This is a genomic window from Pseudomonas syringae pv. coryli str. NCPPB 4273, assembly GCF_000972175.1.
In the GTDB taxonomy this organism is placed as follows: Bacteria; Pseudomonadota; Gammaproteobacteria; order Pseudomonadales; family Pseudomonadaceae; genus Aquipseudomonas; species Aquipseudomonas syringae.
This window is the reverse complement of record NZ_AWQP01000056.1, coordinates 1-14,710: the sequence shown is the minus strand read 5'-3', so window position 1 is coordinate 14,710 and position 14,710 is coordinate 1. Positions and strand designations below refer to the sequence as shown.

Sequence of the window (14,710 nt, the reverse complement as noted above, 5' to 3'; positions counted from 1 at the left end):
CGCATATGCACAGCCGTTTCCAGGCATCTTCTGCTTTTAAATAGGGTTCAAGGACTCTTCGCAACCAAAACCACCACCTTCCCCACAGCCCTCCGTCCCCCCAACAAATCAATTGCCTCCCCAGCCCTTTCCAGCGGATAAACCGTCGACACCAACGGCTTCAATTTCCCTTCTTTAAACCACGCAAACAACTGCTTGAAGTTCGCCGCATTGTCCTGCGGTTGTCGCTGCGCAAACGAGCCCCAGAACACGCCGACCACCGAAGCGCCCTTGAGCAGGGTCAGGTTGACGGGCAGTTCCGGAATGCGGCCGCTGGCGAAGCCGACGACCAGCAGGCGGCCGTTCCAGGCGATGCTGCGGATGGCCTGGTCGAAGAGGTCGCCGCCGACCGGGTCGTAGATCACGTCGGCGCCGTTGCCTTGGGTGAGGCGTTTGATTTCGTCCTTGAGGCTGGTTTCGCTGTAGTTGATCAGTTCGTCCGCGCCTGCGTTTCTGGCGACTTCGAGTTTTTCTGCGCTGCTGGCGGCGGCGATGACGCGGGCGCCGAGGGCTTTGCCGATTTCCACGGCGGCCAGGCCGACGCCGCCGGATGCGCCGAGTACCAGCAGGGTTTCGCCGGGTTGCAGGCGGGCGCGTTGTGTGAGGGCGTGCATGGAAGTGCCGTAGGTCATGCTGAATGCGGCGGCGGTGGTGAAGTCCATGCCCGGCGGAATCGGCAGCACGTTGTAGTGGGGAACGGCGACCTGCTCGGCAAAGCTGCCCCAGCCGGTGAGCGCCATGACACGGTCGCCGGGTTTCAGGTGGCTGACGTTTTCCCCGACGGCGGCTATCACGCCTGCGGCCTCACCACCCGGTGAGAACGGGAAGGGCGGCTTGAACTGGTATTTACCCTCGATGATCAAGGTGTCGGGAAAGTTGACCCCGGCGGCGTGCACGTCGAGCAGAATTTCGTTCTTTTTGATCGCGGGGCCGGGGACGTCTTCGAGTACCAGTGTGCTGGCAGGACCGAAGGCTTTGCATAACAGGGCTTTCATCGGGCTATTCCTTTTCCGGTAATGGCCGATAAAGTCAGTTAAGCGGGTTCCCGGGTCAACAAGCATGGCCCTGCCTGATAAGCACACATAAGCTGTAAGCTACGTGGCAAACCGTATTAAGGAGTGGACTGTGAAAGCGTGGATTCTGATGTTGCTGGCCTTGTCATTGCCTGTCATGGCGCAAGAGGAAGCCAAGGAAGAAGGGGGTGCCCCGAAAGCGGCGTATGTCTCGCTGACGCCTCCGTTCGTGGGTAACTACGCGCTCGATGGCGGCCCCAAGCTGCGTGTCTACAAGGCTGACATTGCCTTGCGTGTAACCGGTGCCGACGCCGAGGCCGCCGTGAAGCGCAATGATGCACTGATCCGCAATCAGCTGGTCTCGCTGTTCACTCAGCAGACCGTTGATTCCATGAGCAGCGCCGAAGCGAAGGAAAACATTCGTCAGGAAGCACTCAAGCAGGTTCAGCGCGTGATGAACGATGAAGAAGGCAAGCCGATTGTCGAAGACTTGCTGTTCAATAACTTCATCGTTCAATAACGTCCGTCAGCGCAATGCCAGGATCGCCGCCCATTGTTCGGCGGTGACCGGCATGACCGAGAGCCGGCTGCCTTTCTGTACCAGAGGCAGTTGCTCCAGTTGGCTTTGCTGCTTGAGATAACCCAGCCCCAGCACGCGCTTGAAGGTTTCCACGAACTCGACGTCGATGGCACTCCACGGATTCTTTTCCTCCGTGGCCTTGGCGTCGTGATAGTGGCTCTCGGGCTCCAGTGCGGTGGGGTCCGGATAGGCTGATCTGGCGATTTTGCCGATGCCGGCGATGCCCGGCTCCGGGCAACTGGAGTGATAGAAAAAGAACGCGTCGCCCTCTGCCATGGCTCTCAGAAAATTACGCGCCTGATAGTTGCGCACCCCGTCCCAGCGAGCGTTGCCCAGTCGTTGCAGGTCGCTGATCGAGAATTCATCAGGCTCGGACTTCATCAGCCAATAGGCCATTGTGCTCACTCCACAGACAAAAGGTTCACGGTATGACGAACAGTTTGATGACAAACCGACAATCGGTTCGCGCCACTATTTGCGTACTGGTTCACGTTACCGCAAAATGCCGCCCTTTAAAGTTCCACGCTGTTGCAGCGGCCTCCACAAAGCCGATGCTGACATCGTATTGATTTGCCTAAGGAGGGCAGTCAATGAAGCGCAAGCCTGATTTACTCTGGATTCTGGTTATTCTGTTTGGCTTGGGTGTCGTGACAACCGGTTATGCACAGAGCTTGTGGTCCACCAAGGATGATGCTCCAGTCGAGATCACACAGCAGCAGCAAAAAGTCCCCGGCAGGCATTGAGCCCTGCTTGTACTCTGATCGTTGATGGCCTTGTTGGCTGAACGATCAGAGTGTCTGCGTCACATACCAGCCTTTATCCGATACCGTGCCTTGCAGCGGTACATCCCAACTGGCCTGCGCCAGTCGATCGACTTTCTGACACTCGTGAGCCAGCCCCAGTAACACCGGTTTGCGCCAGGTCTTTCTGCGCGCCAGGTACGCCAGGCTACGGTCGTAGAAACCTCCGCCCATGCCCAGGCGACCGCCTTCATCATCGAAACCCACCAACGGCATCAGGATCAGGTCGAGCGCCCAGATAGAGCGTTGCTTTGCCCGGTCGATGCGCGGCTCGGGGATGCGGAAACGGTTGGGGATGAATGTCTCGCCGGGACGCACGCGCTGAAAAACCATGCGGGTGCGCGGCCATGCGTTGAGCACCGGCAGATAGGTTGCCTTGCCGCGGCGCTGGGCTTCGCGCAGCAACAGTCGCGGATCGATCTCGCCATCCATCGGCAGGTACAGCGAAACATGCCGGGCACGTCGAAACAGCGGGTGCTGCGCCAATTGACGATAAATATCCCGTGCGGCTTCGCGTTGCTGGCTTTGACTCAGGGCTTTGCGTGCCTTGCGTAGCTGGCGGCGCAATTGCGGACGAGTAAGTGATTGGGCGCTGATCATGAGCAGAAGGTCATGCAGGCTGATCCGGAAAGGAGGTTGAAGCCGGAGCGGGGTCGTCGTTGCCAGACAACAGGGCTGGCAACGAACTGAATATGGACTCCCCGACGAACCGCTGTCGGTTTAGCCCTTGAACCCGAAAGTTCAAGGTGGAGATTGCAGGAGGTTTTAAGGCTTTCCGTCGAGCGGACATGCACACCAACCCCAACGTGCAACCCCCGTGGTTGTGCGTATCGGCTCAGGGACATGACCGACTGGCAAGCACTCCAGGGAGCAGCGCGAGTATACAGAAATGCCCCGCAATAATCAGCCCCGAGTTGAATCCGGTGTGCCGGGCGTGTCTGTGGCCAGCACCAGATCGACCTTGTCGAGCAGATCGCGGACCTGTTCGCGGGTTGAACCGCTGGTCTGTACGTCAGGCAGATGTTCCTTGTGCAGCAGGTCGTGAGTGATGTTCAGGGCAGCCATCACGGCGATGCGATCGGCACCGATGACTTTGCCGCTGCTGCGGATCTCACGCATCTTGCCATCCAGGTAGCGGGCGGCGCTGATCAGGTTGGTGCGCTCTTCCTGAGGGCAGATGATCGAATATTCCTTGTCCAGGATCTGAACGGTAACGCTGTTGCCATTGCTCATGAGTCTTGCTCCAGGGCTTTAAGGCGCGAAATCATTGACTCGACCTTCTGCCGGGCGATTTCGTTTTTTTCAATCAGTTGGGCACGTTCCTCGCGCCAGGTCTTTTCCTGAGCTAATAAGAGTGCGTTTTGGCCTTTAAGTTGCTCGGCATACTTCAGGAGCAGCTCCACACGTTTCATCAGCGCTTGCAGGTCGGTGTCTTCCATTGTTTTCCACTGAATACTTTCTGATGAATGGCAGGGGGAGCGATGCTTGTGCTCAAGCTCGAACCGCCGTCCGGGTGATCTTGTCGCGCGGATAGTCTAGGATACAAGGCCTTCATTCTAGACATTGCGCCGTTTGGCGACTAGCTACCCATGCCCATTCAGAATTCTCCGTACAAAGCGTTCGCCACTCTGCTCAACAGTGGCGGTCACCAGGTATCTCCTGCCGAGCTGCATGGCCTGTTGCTGGGCCGCAGTTGCGCAGGTGCCGGTTTCGACAACGAAGGCTGGTTCGCCGACGCGTCGGTCCTGCTCGAGACCGAGCCGCAAGACAATATCCGTCAGGCGCTCGTCGGCTTGCAAGAGATGGTCAAGGGCGAGCTCACCGGCGACGACATGACCGTCGTGCTGTTGCTGCCGGGCGACGACGAGCCGCTGACCGAGCGTGCTGCTGCGCTGGGCCAATGGTGTCAGGGCTTTCTGTCAGGTTTTGGTCTGGGCATTGGCGACAAACCGCTGGGCACCGAAGCCAAGGCGGTTCTGGAGGATCTGGCGGCAATTGCCCAGGTTCAGGACGCGCTGGAAGAGTCCGAAGACGGCGAAACCGACTACATGGAAGTCATGGAGTACATGCGCGTAGCGCCGTTGCTGCTGTTCACTGAATTCAACGAGCCGTCCGCGCCGCAACCCAAGCCTTCGCTGCACTGATAGCCGATCACTGCGACACCGGCCTGCGCGTACCACAGCGCGAGCCGGTGGACTCCATCAGGACGCCTGCTGCCCATGATTCAGATCCCGAAGTCCGAGTACGCCCGCCGCCGCAAGGCTCTGATGGCTCAGATGGAGCCGGACAGCATTGCCATCCTGCCTGCCGCTGCGGTTGCCATTCGCAATCGTGACGTCGAGCACGTCTACCGGCAGGACAGCGACTTTCAGTACCTGAGTGGCTTTCCCGAACCGGAAGCGGTGGTGGTGCTGATCCCCGATCGTGAATACGGCGAGTACGTATTGTTCTGCCGCGAGCGCAATCCCGAGCGCGAGCTGTGGGAGGGCCTGCGTGCAGGACAGGAAGGCGCAATCCGCGAGTACGGTGCGGACGATGCGTTCCCCATCAATGACATCGACGAAATCCTGCCCGGCCTGATCGAAGGCCGGGATCGGGTGTATTCGGCGATGGGCAGCAATCCCGAGTTCGACCGGCACCTGATGGACTGGATCAACGTGATTCGCTCCAAGGCGCACCTCGGTGCCCAGCCGCCCAAGGAATTCGTGGCGCTGGACCACCTGCTGCACGACATGCGCCTGTACAAGTCCGCTGCGGAAATCAAGGTCATGCGTTGCGCGGCGGATATTTCCGCGCGGGCCCATGTGCGCGCGATGCAGGCTTGTCGCGCGGGGCTGCATGAATTCAGCCTGGAGGCCGAGCTGGACTACGAGTTCCGCAAGGGCGGTTCGAAGATGCCTGCCTACGGCTCGATCGTCGCCTCGGGGCGCAACGGTTGCATTCTGCATTACCAGCAGAACGACGCGGTGCTCAGGGACGGTGATCTGGTGCTGATCGACGCCGGCTGCGAAATCGACTGCTATGCCAGCGACATCACCCGCACCTTTCCGGTGAACGGCAGGTTTTCCCCCGAGCAGAAAGCCATTTACGAGCTGGTGCTCAAGGCCCAGCATGCGGCCTTCGAGGCCATTGGCCCCGACAAGCACTGGAACCAGGCACACGAGGCGACGGTCAAGGTGATTACCGCCGGGCTGGTCGAACTGGGCCTGCTGCGCGGCGACGTTGGCGAGCTGATCGAAAGCGAGGCCTACAAAATGTTTTACATGCACCGTGCCGGGCATTGGCTGGGCATGGATGTGCACGACGTCGGCGAATACAAGGTCGGCGGCGAGTGGCGCGTACTCGAGGTCGGCATGACGCTGACCGTTGAACCCGGGATTTACATATCCCCCGACAACCTGGAAGTCGCGAAGAAATGGCGAGGTATTGGTGTGCGAATCGAGGATGACGTGGTTGTGACCAGGCAGGGGTGTGAAATTCTGTCCGGCGGCGTGCCCAAGACCGTCGCCGAGATCGAGGCGCTGATGGCGGCTGCACAGGAACAGGTCGCATGAGCCGCTTCAATATCGCCATCGTCGGCGGCGGGCTGGTCGGTGCAAGCCTTGCGATGTCGCTGCAGGCCGGTGCCAAGGCGCGCGGCTGGAAAATTGTGCTCATCGAACCCTTCGCGCCGGGTGAAGCCTGGCAGCCCAGCTACGATGCGCGTTCTTCGGCACTGTCGTTCGGCTCGCGACGCATCTATGAGCGGCTTGGCCTGTGGCAGCAGATTTCCCGACGCGCCGAGCCGATCCTGCAAATCCAGGTGTCGGACCGCGGTCGCTTCGGCGCCACTCGCCTGTCTGCGCTCGAAGAGGGCGTTCCGGCGCTCGGCTATGTGGTCGAAAACGCCTGGCTCGGTCAGGCTCTGTGGGCCGGGCTGGATCGTGATGTGGTCAGTTGGCGTGTGCCGGCCGAGGTCAAACACATGCAGCCATTGGCCGATGGTTATCGCCTGAGCCTTAGTGACGACAGCGAGCTGGACTGCGACCTGGCGGTGCTGGCCGACGGCGGCCGTTCCAGCCTGCGCGAGCAGTTGGGTATCGGGGTGCGGCAACGGCCCTACGACCAGCATGCGCTGATTGCCAATATCACACCGAGCGAAGCTCACTGTGGTCAGGCGTTCGAACGTTTTACCGAGGACGGGCCGATGGCGCTGCTGCCATTGCCGGATAACCGCTGTGCGCTGGTCTGGACACGTCCGGGCAACGATACCCAGCGTCTGGCCGAGCTGGACGACCGCAGTTTTCTGGAAGAGCTGCAGGGCGTCTTTGGCTATCGCCTGGGCACGCTGCGTCAGGTCGGTGCTCGGCATGTCTACCCCTTGGCACTGATCGAAGCCGAAGAGCAGGTGCGCTCGCATCTGGTGATTCTGGGCAACGCGGCGCACAGCCTGCATCCAGTCGCCGGGCAGGGGTTCAACCTGTCCTTGCGCGACGCCGATGCACTGGCCGAGACGCTGCTGGACAGCGACGCGCCGCCCGGTGAGCTGCCCACGCTGCAGCTCTACCGTGAGCGTCAGCGCCAGGATCAGCAATTGACCGTGGGCTTCTCCGACAAGGTGACACGCCTGTTCGGCAGCTCCCGGTCGGCGGTTGCCACCGGGCGTAACGTCGGGTTGCTCGGGCTGGACCTGCTGCCTGCCGCCAAGCGCTGGTTTGCCCGCCAGGCCATGGGGTTGGGGACTCGATCCGATGTGTGAATCACACACTTTAAACACAGGGCTTCGGCCGCAAGCGAGAACGGTTTGACCATGGAAACGCGCGTAGATGTGCTGATTGTCGGAGCCGGAATGGTCGGCAGTGCCCTTGCCTTGGCATTGCAGGGCAGCGGCCTTGATGTGCTGGTGGTCGACGGTGGACCGCTGAGCGTCGAGCCGTTTGATCAACAGTCGACCTTCGAGCCGCGGGTCAGCGCCTTGTCAGCGGCCAGCCAGCGAATCCTCCAGCGGCTGGGCGTATGGGACGGCATCGCTGCGCGCCGCGTCAGCCCCTATGCGCATATGCAGGTCTGGGATGGCAGCGGCACCGGGCAGATTCACTTCTCGGCCTCCAGTGTGCATGCCGACGTGCTGGGGCACATCATCGAGAATCGTGTGGTGCAGGACGCGCTGCTTGACCGTCTGCATGCCAGTGACATCGGCCTGCTGGCCAACGCGCGGCTGGAACAGATGCGTCACTCCGGCGATGACTGGCTGCTGACCCTGGCCGATGGTCGTCAACTGCGCGCACCGCTGGTAGTGGCCGCCGATGGTGCCAATTCCGCCGTGCGCCGCCTGACCGAAACGCCGACGCGTGAATGGGATTATCTGCATCACGCTATCGTCACCAGCGTGCGCACCGCCGACCCCCACAGAAAAACCGCCTGGCAGCGTTTCACCGATGACGGGCCGCTGGCCTTTCTGCCGCTGGAGCGCGAGGGCGAGCACTGGTGCTCCATCGTCTGGTCAGTCACACCTGCCGAAGCCGAGCGCCTGATGGTGCTGGAGGATGACCTGTTCTGCCGCGAACTGGAGCAGGCATTTGAAGGACGACTGGGCCAGGTGCTGTCTGCCGATAGCCGCCTGTGCGTGCCGCTGCGTCAACGTCACGCCAAGCGTTACGTTGCCGGAGGATTGGCACTGATTGGCGATGCGGCACACACCATTCACCCGCTGGCCGGGCAGGGCGTGAACCTCGGTTTCCTCGACGCCGCAGTGCTGGCTGAAGTGCTGACCCATGCTGCAAAGCGTGGCGAGCGCTGGTCTGACCTGCGTGTACTGGGCCGCTACGAGCGCCGCCGCATGCCGCACAACCTCGCGCTGATGGCCGCGATGGAAGGCTTCGAACGCCTGTTCCAGGCCGACCCGCTGCCCTTGCGCTGGTTGCGCAACACCGGCCTGAAAATGGTCAACCGCATACCCGAAGCCAAAGCGCTGTTCGTCCGCGAAGCGCTGGGGTTGTCGGGGGATCTGCCCGAGCTGGCGCGGATCGAAGCACGCTAGAAGCCAAGACATACCTACGCGGAGCCCAGGCGCGACGGTGTTCTTGAGAGCACTATTGCTCCGCACGCTCCAGCGTAGGAATGCCTTGAGTGACGCTCTGCGTCACATAATCAGGAGAGGACGCAGAGCGTCTAGAACGGCATACCCACGCGGAGCATGGGTACGAGGTGTTCTTGCGGGCACGTTACGCTCGCGATCCCCCAGACACCTATCGTTCCGCACGCTCCAGCGTCGGAATGCCTTGAGTGACGCTCTGCGTCACATAATCAGGAGAGGACGCAGAGCGTCCAGAACGGCATACCCACGCGGAGCATGGGTACGATGGTGTTCTTGCGGGCACGTTACGCTCGCGATCCTCCAGACACCGATCGTTCCTCACGCTCCAGCGTGGGAATGCTCTTCGTGACGCTCCGCGTCACACATCTGCGCTGCGCCGCTTGATCAAGAGTGGACGCTGAGCATGGGCACGATGGTGTGTCCTCCATCAACGCACCACGGCGCTGCGGTATTGTTCCGGTGTCAGCCCGGTCCAGCGTTTGAAGGCGCGGCTCAGGCAGTCGGTGTCGGAAAAACCCAGCAGGTAGGCGATTTCGCTCAGCGAGCTTTGCTGATCGTTCATATGCAAAAGCGCCAGGTTCTGGCGGCACTGATTGAGCAGCAGGTCATAGCAGCAGCCCTCGTCGGCCAGATGGCGCTGCAGGTTGCGCGGGCTCAGGTGCAGGGCTTCGGCAATGCTTCTGACGGTGGGCTCGCCGTCCGGCAGCAGGGTCTCGATGGCGGAGCGTACGCGCTGCTCCCAAATCAGTGACGGTAACGGATCCCCTTGGGATTCCTGACCGTTTAGCTGTACCGGGCCGTCATCCAGATGGCTGTCGAATTGATCACCGCCAAACTCCAGCAAGTTCTCCTGCGCCGCAAACATGACCGGCGAGCGAAACAGGTCGTGCCAGGGCCGCGGGTCCTCGGGTGCGGGACGCTGCAGGTGCACGGCGAGCGGCGCATAGCCCCGGCCGAGCCGATTGCGGCAGGTGCGTACGTAAATCGCGGCAAATGCATCGAGCAGTTCATGAACCGGTGACTGGCAGGAGGGTGGTGTACCGAAGCGGAATTCATAACGCTCGCCGACTGTTCTGAAGTCCAGCTCCAGAGAGTCCTCGGCCATCGAGCGGTAACGTACGATGCGCTCGAAAACTTCACGCAGCGAACCGCTGGCCACCAGTGTGTAGCCCAGCGCATGAAACGCTGTGGGGCTGACGAAGCGTGAAACACGTAGACCCAGAGCCGGGTCAAGGCTGGCCTGAACTGCATGTTGCCAGAGCGTGGCGGTGACATCCGGCGAGAACTGCGCACCGGGCTCACTCAGCCTGTTCAGTTCAATACCCGCGCTCTGGCACAACGCATCACTGTCCATACCCAGGGCAGTGAGCTGCTTGCGCAGAGCGGGGGTCCAGCTGGCGAGACTGCTTGGCTCGGGCATGCACACGCCTCTTCCTGACATGAGGTGACTTCAGCATCAGGCCCGTGCCGATGAGGTCTCACCGGGCATTTCCCTTGCCTGACGCCGCTTTCAAGAATGAAAGCATTTGTGACAGTTGTGCAAGTGCCAGGACGCGTTTCTTGCCGTTACGCAGAAAATAGTCCGCGCTGTCACCACTGAGCGACGCTCTATAGGCCGAAACGAGCTATGAGCAGGCGCTGATTATGCAGTCGTCGTATAACGCTAAAGCGCGCCTCCCATTCCCGACGCCGCGCTAACCCATCCCTGATGCAGGTCAGAGCGTTTCTGTCATTTGACACTGGAATGGCAAATGACTATAAGTGCATCATGTTGTACGACAACATAAGACTTGAAGAAAATTACAACCACAAAAATAATTCAAAGAGTAAAAACCTCATGATCAGTCTGAGTTCTCAGGCCATAAAGGCATGCTCCTCGTGCGAAAAACCCGTTTTTACGCACGATCGTCGGCAGAAAGCGCCTAAAAGTCTTCTGAAGAAGCCGTAATCTGAAGTTACATAAAACCAGCCGCCTCACGGCCTTGGCCGCGGGACGCTCATCGCCAATCTAAAAATAAACAGGGTGAAGAGATGAAGATAAAAGGCATTCGGTGGTGGATGGTGGGGCTGGTCACGGCCGGCCTGGTCGTCAACTACCTGGCACGCAACACACTGTCCGTCGCAGCACCGACGCTCATGAGCGAGCTGAGTATTTCCACCGAGCAGTACGCGCACATCGTGGTCGCCTGGCAATTGTGCTACGCCATCATGCAGCCCGTGGCGGGCTATATCATCGACGCGATCGGCACCAAGATGGGCTTTGCGATTTTCGCCATCGCCTGGTCTGCCGCCTGCGCTGCCGCCGCATTTGCAACCGGCTGGCAGAGTCTGGCGATCTTCCGCGGCATGCTCGGCCTGACCGAAGCCGCAGGGCTGCCAGCAGGCGTCAAGGCGACCACCGAATGGTTTCCGGCCAAAGAGCGCTCGGTCGCCATCGGCTGGTTCAACATCGGTTCGTCGTTTGGCGCATTGCTTGCGCCGCCGCTGGTGGTCTGGGCCATTCTGCAGAGTGGCTGGGAGCTGGCGTTCCTGATTGTCGGCGGTCTTGGCATTGTGTGGAGCGGCCTGTGGCTACTGCTGTACAAGCACCCGCGCGATCAGAAGCGTCTGGGCGATGCCGAACGTGACTACATCCTCAGCGGCCAGGAAGCGCGTCTGAAGGACGCACCTGCCCAGAAAGGCAGCTGGAAGCGACTGTTCAAAAACCGTAATTTTTACGCGATTGCCTCGGCGCGAATCCTCTCCGAGCCTGCCTGGCAGACCTTCAATGCGTGGATCCCGCTGTACCTGATGACCGAGCGTCACATGAATATCAAGGAAGTCGCGATGTTCGCCTGGCTGCCGTTTCTGGCGGCTGACATCGGCTGCGTACTGGGCGGTTACCTCAGTCCGTTGTTCCACAAGTACTGCAAGGTGTCGCTGTTCACCTCGCGCAAGATGGTCATGCTGTTCGGCTGCTCCTGCATGATCGGGCCTGCGTGCATCGGGCTGGTCGAAAGCCCCTACACCGCCATTGCGTTGCTGTGCATCGGCGGTTTTGCCCACCAGACCCTGTCGGGCGCGCTGTATTCGATCACCTCGGATTCATTCGGTAAAAACGAGGTGGCCACCGCGACCGGGATGGGCGGAATGTTCGGCTTTTTCGGGGCGGCGGCATTCACAATGGTCTTCGGCGTTATGGTCACCAAAATCGGTTACAGCCCGCTGTTCGTGGTGCTGGCGATCTTCGATATCGTCGCTGCGATCGTGGTCTGGAACGTTGCCCGTGAAATCCCGCAGCACGACGAGCCAGTACCGCTGACTGCGGGCGAGCAGGGGTCGCGTACTGTGCCGGCAACCTGAGGCCGTCGTAATCCTGTAACGAAGTGCGGATAGTCTTTGCCCTGAAAGTGATTTTTATTAGAGGCCGTTCCTCGAAGGCAGGGAGTGGCCTCTTTTTTTGCTTGTCAGTTGATATTCGTTTTGGGAATTAATAAATAGCTTCTTATTCCTTAGAGGATATACCTTCCATCCCTATACTCGTCTCATGAACGCATACATGCAGGAGGCGAATCCATGCATAACGAGTCGATCCGGTATCTGATCGTGCCAGGCTGGCAAGGGTCTCCTGATGATCATTGGCAGACCCACTGGCAGAACAGCCTGCCCAACAGCACGCGCGTGGAGCAGGCCGACTGGCTCAAGCCGCGTCGTGAAGACTGGGTGGGTGAGTTGCAACGCACGATCGCCGCGCACGACACGCCAGTGATCCTGATCGCGCATAGCCTGGGTTGCGTCACCGTCGCGCACTGGGCCCGACTCGCGCCGCTTGAAACCTTGCGTCAGGTGCAGGGCGCACTGCTGGTGGCACCAGCCGACGTCGATCGTCCGAATTGCCCGCCTGCGTTGCGTAATTTCGCACCGATCCCTACTGATCTGTTGCCGTTTCCGACGCAGATCGTCAGCTCTGACAACGACCCTGCGGTCAGCTCCCAGCGGGCCATGGAGATGGCGCGTCATTGGGGCGCCGAGCTAGGTTTTTTGAGTCAGGCCGGGCATATCAACGTGAAGTCCGGCCATCAACGCTGGGAGCAGGGCTTCGCCTACCTGTATCGCCTGCAAAACCGTCTGGAGCAACACGCGCGTCGTCGCGCATGACCGGGCAGCCTGTTTATCGGACTCACCGGGTCCCGTCTTTTTAAACGCTTGAGCCATCGCAAGGGCTCAGGCGGGAGTGTGTCATGAGCCTTCACGAAAACTTCGGCCAGCCGCTGCTGACCTTTCCCGATGCGGAAAAAAGCCCACTGAGCATTCGCGCCAAGGCGCTGGTGTTTATTGATCCACGCTCGCGTCGGTTGCGTGAAGAAATGGAGCAACTGGCTCCCCGTTCTTTACCGGTACTGATCCGTGGCGAGTCCGGGACCGGCAAGGAGTTGCTGGCGCGGCATATTCATCGCGGCAGCGATCGCTCCGGGTTGTTCGTTTCAGTCAACTGCGGTGCCATCAGTCCGACCTATGCCGACGCCGAATTATTCGGCTACGCCGCCGGAGCTCACAGCGGGACGGTCAGCAGTCGCGCAGGCTGGTTCGGTTCAGCCAATGGCGGCACCTTGTACCTGGACGAGATCGGCGACCTGCCGTTGCCGATCCAGGTCAAGCTGCTCGCGGCCCTTGAAAATCACGAAGTCACGCGAGTGGGCGCCCAGCAGCCGAGCCCGGTCGATGTGCGTCTGGTCGCCGCCACCAGTATCGATCTGGCCCAGGCGGTGGCCGCCGGGAAATTCCACGAGCGGCTTTATCATTACCTGAGCGAGGGCCGCCTTGATCTGCCTGCTTTGCGCGAGCAGCCGGGCAACATCCTGCCGTTGGCCGAATATTTTGTGGGGATCTACAGCCAGCGTCTGAACCTGCCGGTGCAACTGATCAGCGAGGACGCGCAGCGCACGCTGGAGGCGCACAGTTGGCCCGGTAATACCCGTGAGCTGGAGAACGTCATTCACTTTGCCCTGCTGGTCAGCAGCGGTGATGAAATTCGCGCACACGATATCAATCTGCCGGACATCGCCGATCCGTTGACGCTGATCGAGCGCCAGACGCAGCGATTGCTCGATGGTAGTGATCGCAGGCAGCTTTCCAAGCTCAGGCAATTGCTTGAAACAGTCACCTCGGAGCTGGCGCGGCATCCCGCTTGAGCGCGCCCCAGCGCGGTCTTGATGAGGTACAGTAGATCCTGATGCAAAAAAGCATAAGCACTCGATTAAAAAGTATTTTATCGGAATATAAAACACCGGTAATGTCAGCATGATGTCGCAGGGTTCGGATAGCTGTGGCAAACCATTGAATAATAAGGTGTCATTTTCTGGATGACGCTCTCGGATTTCGTTAAGGACATTGCATGAAAAAGACGTTTTTGCTGACCGCTCTGGCGGCTGTGTTCTCCATTGGCCTGGCTCACGCAGGTGAAAAGCTGGTCGTCGGCGCGACGCCCGTACCGCATGCGGAAATCCTCAAACTGATCCAGCCGACGCTGGCCAAGGAAGGTGTGGACCTGGAAATCAAGGTCTTCACAGACTACGTACAGCCCAACGTCCAGTTGAGCGAGAAGCGTCTGGACGCCAACTACTTCCAGACCAAGCCTTACCTCGATGGCTTCAACAAGGGTAAAGGCACCAACCTGGTAACCGGCGTTGGTGTGCACGTCGAACCGTTCGGCGGCTACTCGAAAAAGTACAAGAGCGTGAAAGATCTGCCTGAAGGCGCAACCATCGCCATTCCGAACGAAGGCAGCAACGCCGGGCGTGCGTTGATCCTGCTGGACAAAAATAAACTGATCACTCTCAAAGACAACACCAATGCCTTGTCCACTGTGAAAGACATCGCAAGCAATCCGCACAACTTCAAATTCCGCGAGCTGGAATCGGCATTGCTCCCACGCGCCCTGAGCCAGGTTGACCTTGCCCTGATCAACACCAATTACGCACTGGAAGCCAAGCCTCCGCTAAAGCCGACAAAAGATGCCTTGATCATCGAAGGTTCGGATTCGCCTTACGTGAACTACCTCGTGACCCGCGAAGACAACGCCCACACCGACGCGATCGAGAAACTGTCGAAAGCGTTGACCAGCCAGGAAGTGAAAGACTTCATCAACAAGAAGTACGACGGCGCGGTACTGCCTGCGTTCTGACCCACTGACGCTCGTTCCTCCAACTATCGTGCGACGCTC

General features: G+C 59.9%; 16 protein-coding genes and 1 other RNA gene. 10 read left to right on the top strand and 7 right to left on the bottom strand.

What is annotated here, in order from left to right:
* Positions 1-47: 47 nt before the first annotated feature.
* Positions 48-1,034: an NADPH:quinone oxidoreductase family protein gene (locus tag P406_RS21425; protein ID WP_046237316.1), complete on the bottom strand. Its 987-nt coding sequence runs from the start codon at positions 1,032-1,034 to the stop codon at positions 48-50.
* Between the two features lie 130 nt (positions 1,035-1,164).
* Between P406_RS21425 and P406_RS21420 the strand changes: the two genes are divergently transcribed.
* Positions 1,165-1,572, top strand: coding sequence for a flagellar basal body-associated protein FliL (locus P406_RS21420; protein ID WP_046237315.1), 408 nt, complete (start codon positions 1,165-1,167; stop codon positions 1,570-1,572).
* 6 nt (positions 1,573-1,578) lie between these two features.
* On the opposite strand, the gene P406_RS21415 is transcribed toward P406_RS21420, so the two are convergent.
* Positions 1,579-2,028 (bottom strand): EVE domain-containing protein, encoded by a 450-nt coding sequence (locus P406_RS21415; RefSeq protein ID WP_046237314.1) that lies wholly within the window; start codon positions 2,026-2,028, stop codon positions 1,579-1,581.
* A 194-nt stretch (positions 2,029-2,222) separates the two neighbouring features.
* On the opposite strand from P406_RS21415, the gene P406_RS26860 reads away from it, so the two are divergent.
* Complete coding sequence (locus tag P406_RS26860; protein ID WP_003317333.1) at positions 2,223-2,375, top strand: hypothetical protein; 153 nt, start codon at positions 2,223-2,225, stop codon at positions 2,373-2,375.
* A 45-nt stretch (positions 2,376-2,420) separates the two neighbouring features.
* On the opposite strand, the gene P406_RS21410 is transcribed toward P406_RS26860, so the two are convergent.
* From P406_RS21410 to P406_RS21400, 4 genes are all read right to left on the bottom strand, one after another.
* Complete coding sequence (locus P406_RS21410) at positions 2,421-3,032, bottom strand: 5-formyltetrahydrofolate cyclo-ligase (protein ID WP_046237313.1); 612 nt, start codon at positions 3,030-3,032, stop codon at positions 2,421-2,423.
* Between the two features lie 94 nt (positions 3,033-3,126).
* Positions 3,127-3,305: non-coding RNA, 6S RNA (gene ssrS, locus P406_RS28210), on the bottom strand.
* Positions 3,306-3,335: 30 nt separating this feature from the next.
* On the bottom strand, positions 3,336-3,665 hold the full coding sequence (locus P406_RS21405) for a cell division protein ZapA (protein WP_046237312.1): 330 nt from the start codon (positions 3,663-3,665) through the stop codon (positions 3,336-3,338).
* Positions 3,662-3,871, bottom strand: a complete 210-nt coding sequence (locus P406_RS21400) for a TIGR02449 family protein (RefSeq protein WP_002551573.1) — start codon at positions 3,869-3,871, stop codon at positions 3,662-3,664. The genes P406_RS21405 and P406_RS21400 overlap by 4 nt, the downstream gene beginning before the upstream one ends.
* Positions 3,872-4,021: 150 nt before the next feature.
* Here P406_RS21400 and P406_RS21395 point away from each other — a divergent pair, with 150 nt between their 5' ends.
* The 4 genes from P406_RS21395 (at position 4,022) to P406_RS21380 (ending at position 8,451) form a co-directional block, all read left to right on the top strand.
* Entirely contained in the window at positions 4,022-4,576 is a 555-nt protein-coding gene (locus P406_RS21395; protein ID WP_004409109.1) for a YecA/YgfB family protein, read from the top strand.
* Between the two features lie 75 nt (positions 4,577-4,651).
* Positions 4,652-5,986: a Xaa-Pro aminopeptidase gene (gene pepP / locus P406_RS21390; RefSeq protein ID WP_046237311.1), complete on the top strand. Its 1,335-nt coding sequence runs from the start codon at positions 4,652-4,654 to the stop codon at positions 5,984-5,986.
* On the top strand, positions 5,983-7,170 hold the full coding sequence (gene ubiH / locus P406_RS21385) for a 2-octaprenyl-6-methoxyphenyl hydroxylase (protein WP_046237310.1): 1,188 nt from the start codon (positions 5,983-5,985) through the stop codon (positions 7,168-7,170). Before pepP ends, ubiH begins: the two co-directional genes overlap by 4 nt.
* 51 nt (positions 7,171-7,221) lie before the next feature.
* Positions 7,222-8,451, top strand: coding sequence for a 2-octaprenyl-3-methyl-6-methoxy-1,4-benzoquinol hydroxylase (locus P406_RS21380; RefSeq protein WP_046237309.1), 1,230 nt, complete (start codon positions 7,222-7,224; stop codon positions 8,449-8,451).
* Between the two features lie 484 nt (positions 8,452-8,935).
* Here P406_RS21380 and P406_RS21375 read toward each other — a convergent pair whose 3' ends face one another.
* Complete coding sequence (locus tag P406_RS21375; protein ID WP_003414150.1) at positions 8,936-9,928, bottom strand: AraC family transcriptional regulator; 993 nt, start codon at positions 9,926-9,928, stop codon at positions 8,936-8,938.
* A 611-nt stretch (positions 9,929-10,539) separates the two neighbouring features.
* On the opposite strand from P406_RS21375, the gene P406_RS21370 reads away from it, so the two are divergent.
* The 4 genes from P406_RS21370 (at position 10,540) to P406_RS21355 (ending at position 14,671) form a co-directional block, all read left to right on the top strand.
* Complete coding sequence (locus P406_RS21370; protein WP_082100893.1) at positions 10,540-11,850, top strand: MFS transporter; 1,311 nt, start codon at positions 10,540-10,542, stop codon at positions 11,848-11,850.
* 213 nt (positions 11,851-12,063) lie between these two features.
* Positions 12,064-12,645, top strand: a complete 582-nt coding sequence (locus tag P406_RS21365) for an alpha/beta hydrolase (protein WP_003317322.1) — start codon at positions 12,064-12,066, stop codon at positions 12,643-12,645.
* 83 nt (positions 12,646-12,728) lie between these two features.
* On the top strand, positions 12,729-13,679 hold the full coding sequence (locus P406_RS21360; RefSeq protein WP_046237307.1) for a sigma 54-interacting transcriptional regulator: 951 nt from the start codon (positions 12,729-12,731) through the stop codon (positions 13,677-13,679).
* A 203-nt stretch (positions 13,680-13,882) separates the two neighbouring features.
* A complete protein-coding gene (locus tag P406_RS21355) occupies positions 13,883-14,671 on the top strand; it encodes a MetQ/NlpA family ABC transporter substrate-binding protein (protein ID WP_046237306.1) in 789 nt (262 codons plus the stop codon).
* Positions 14,672-14,710: the final 39 nt, after the last annotated feature.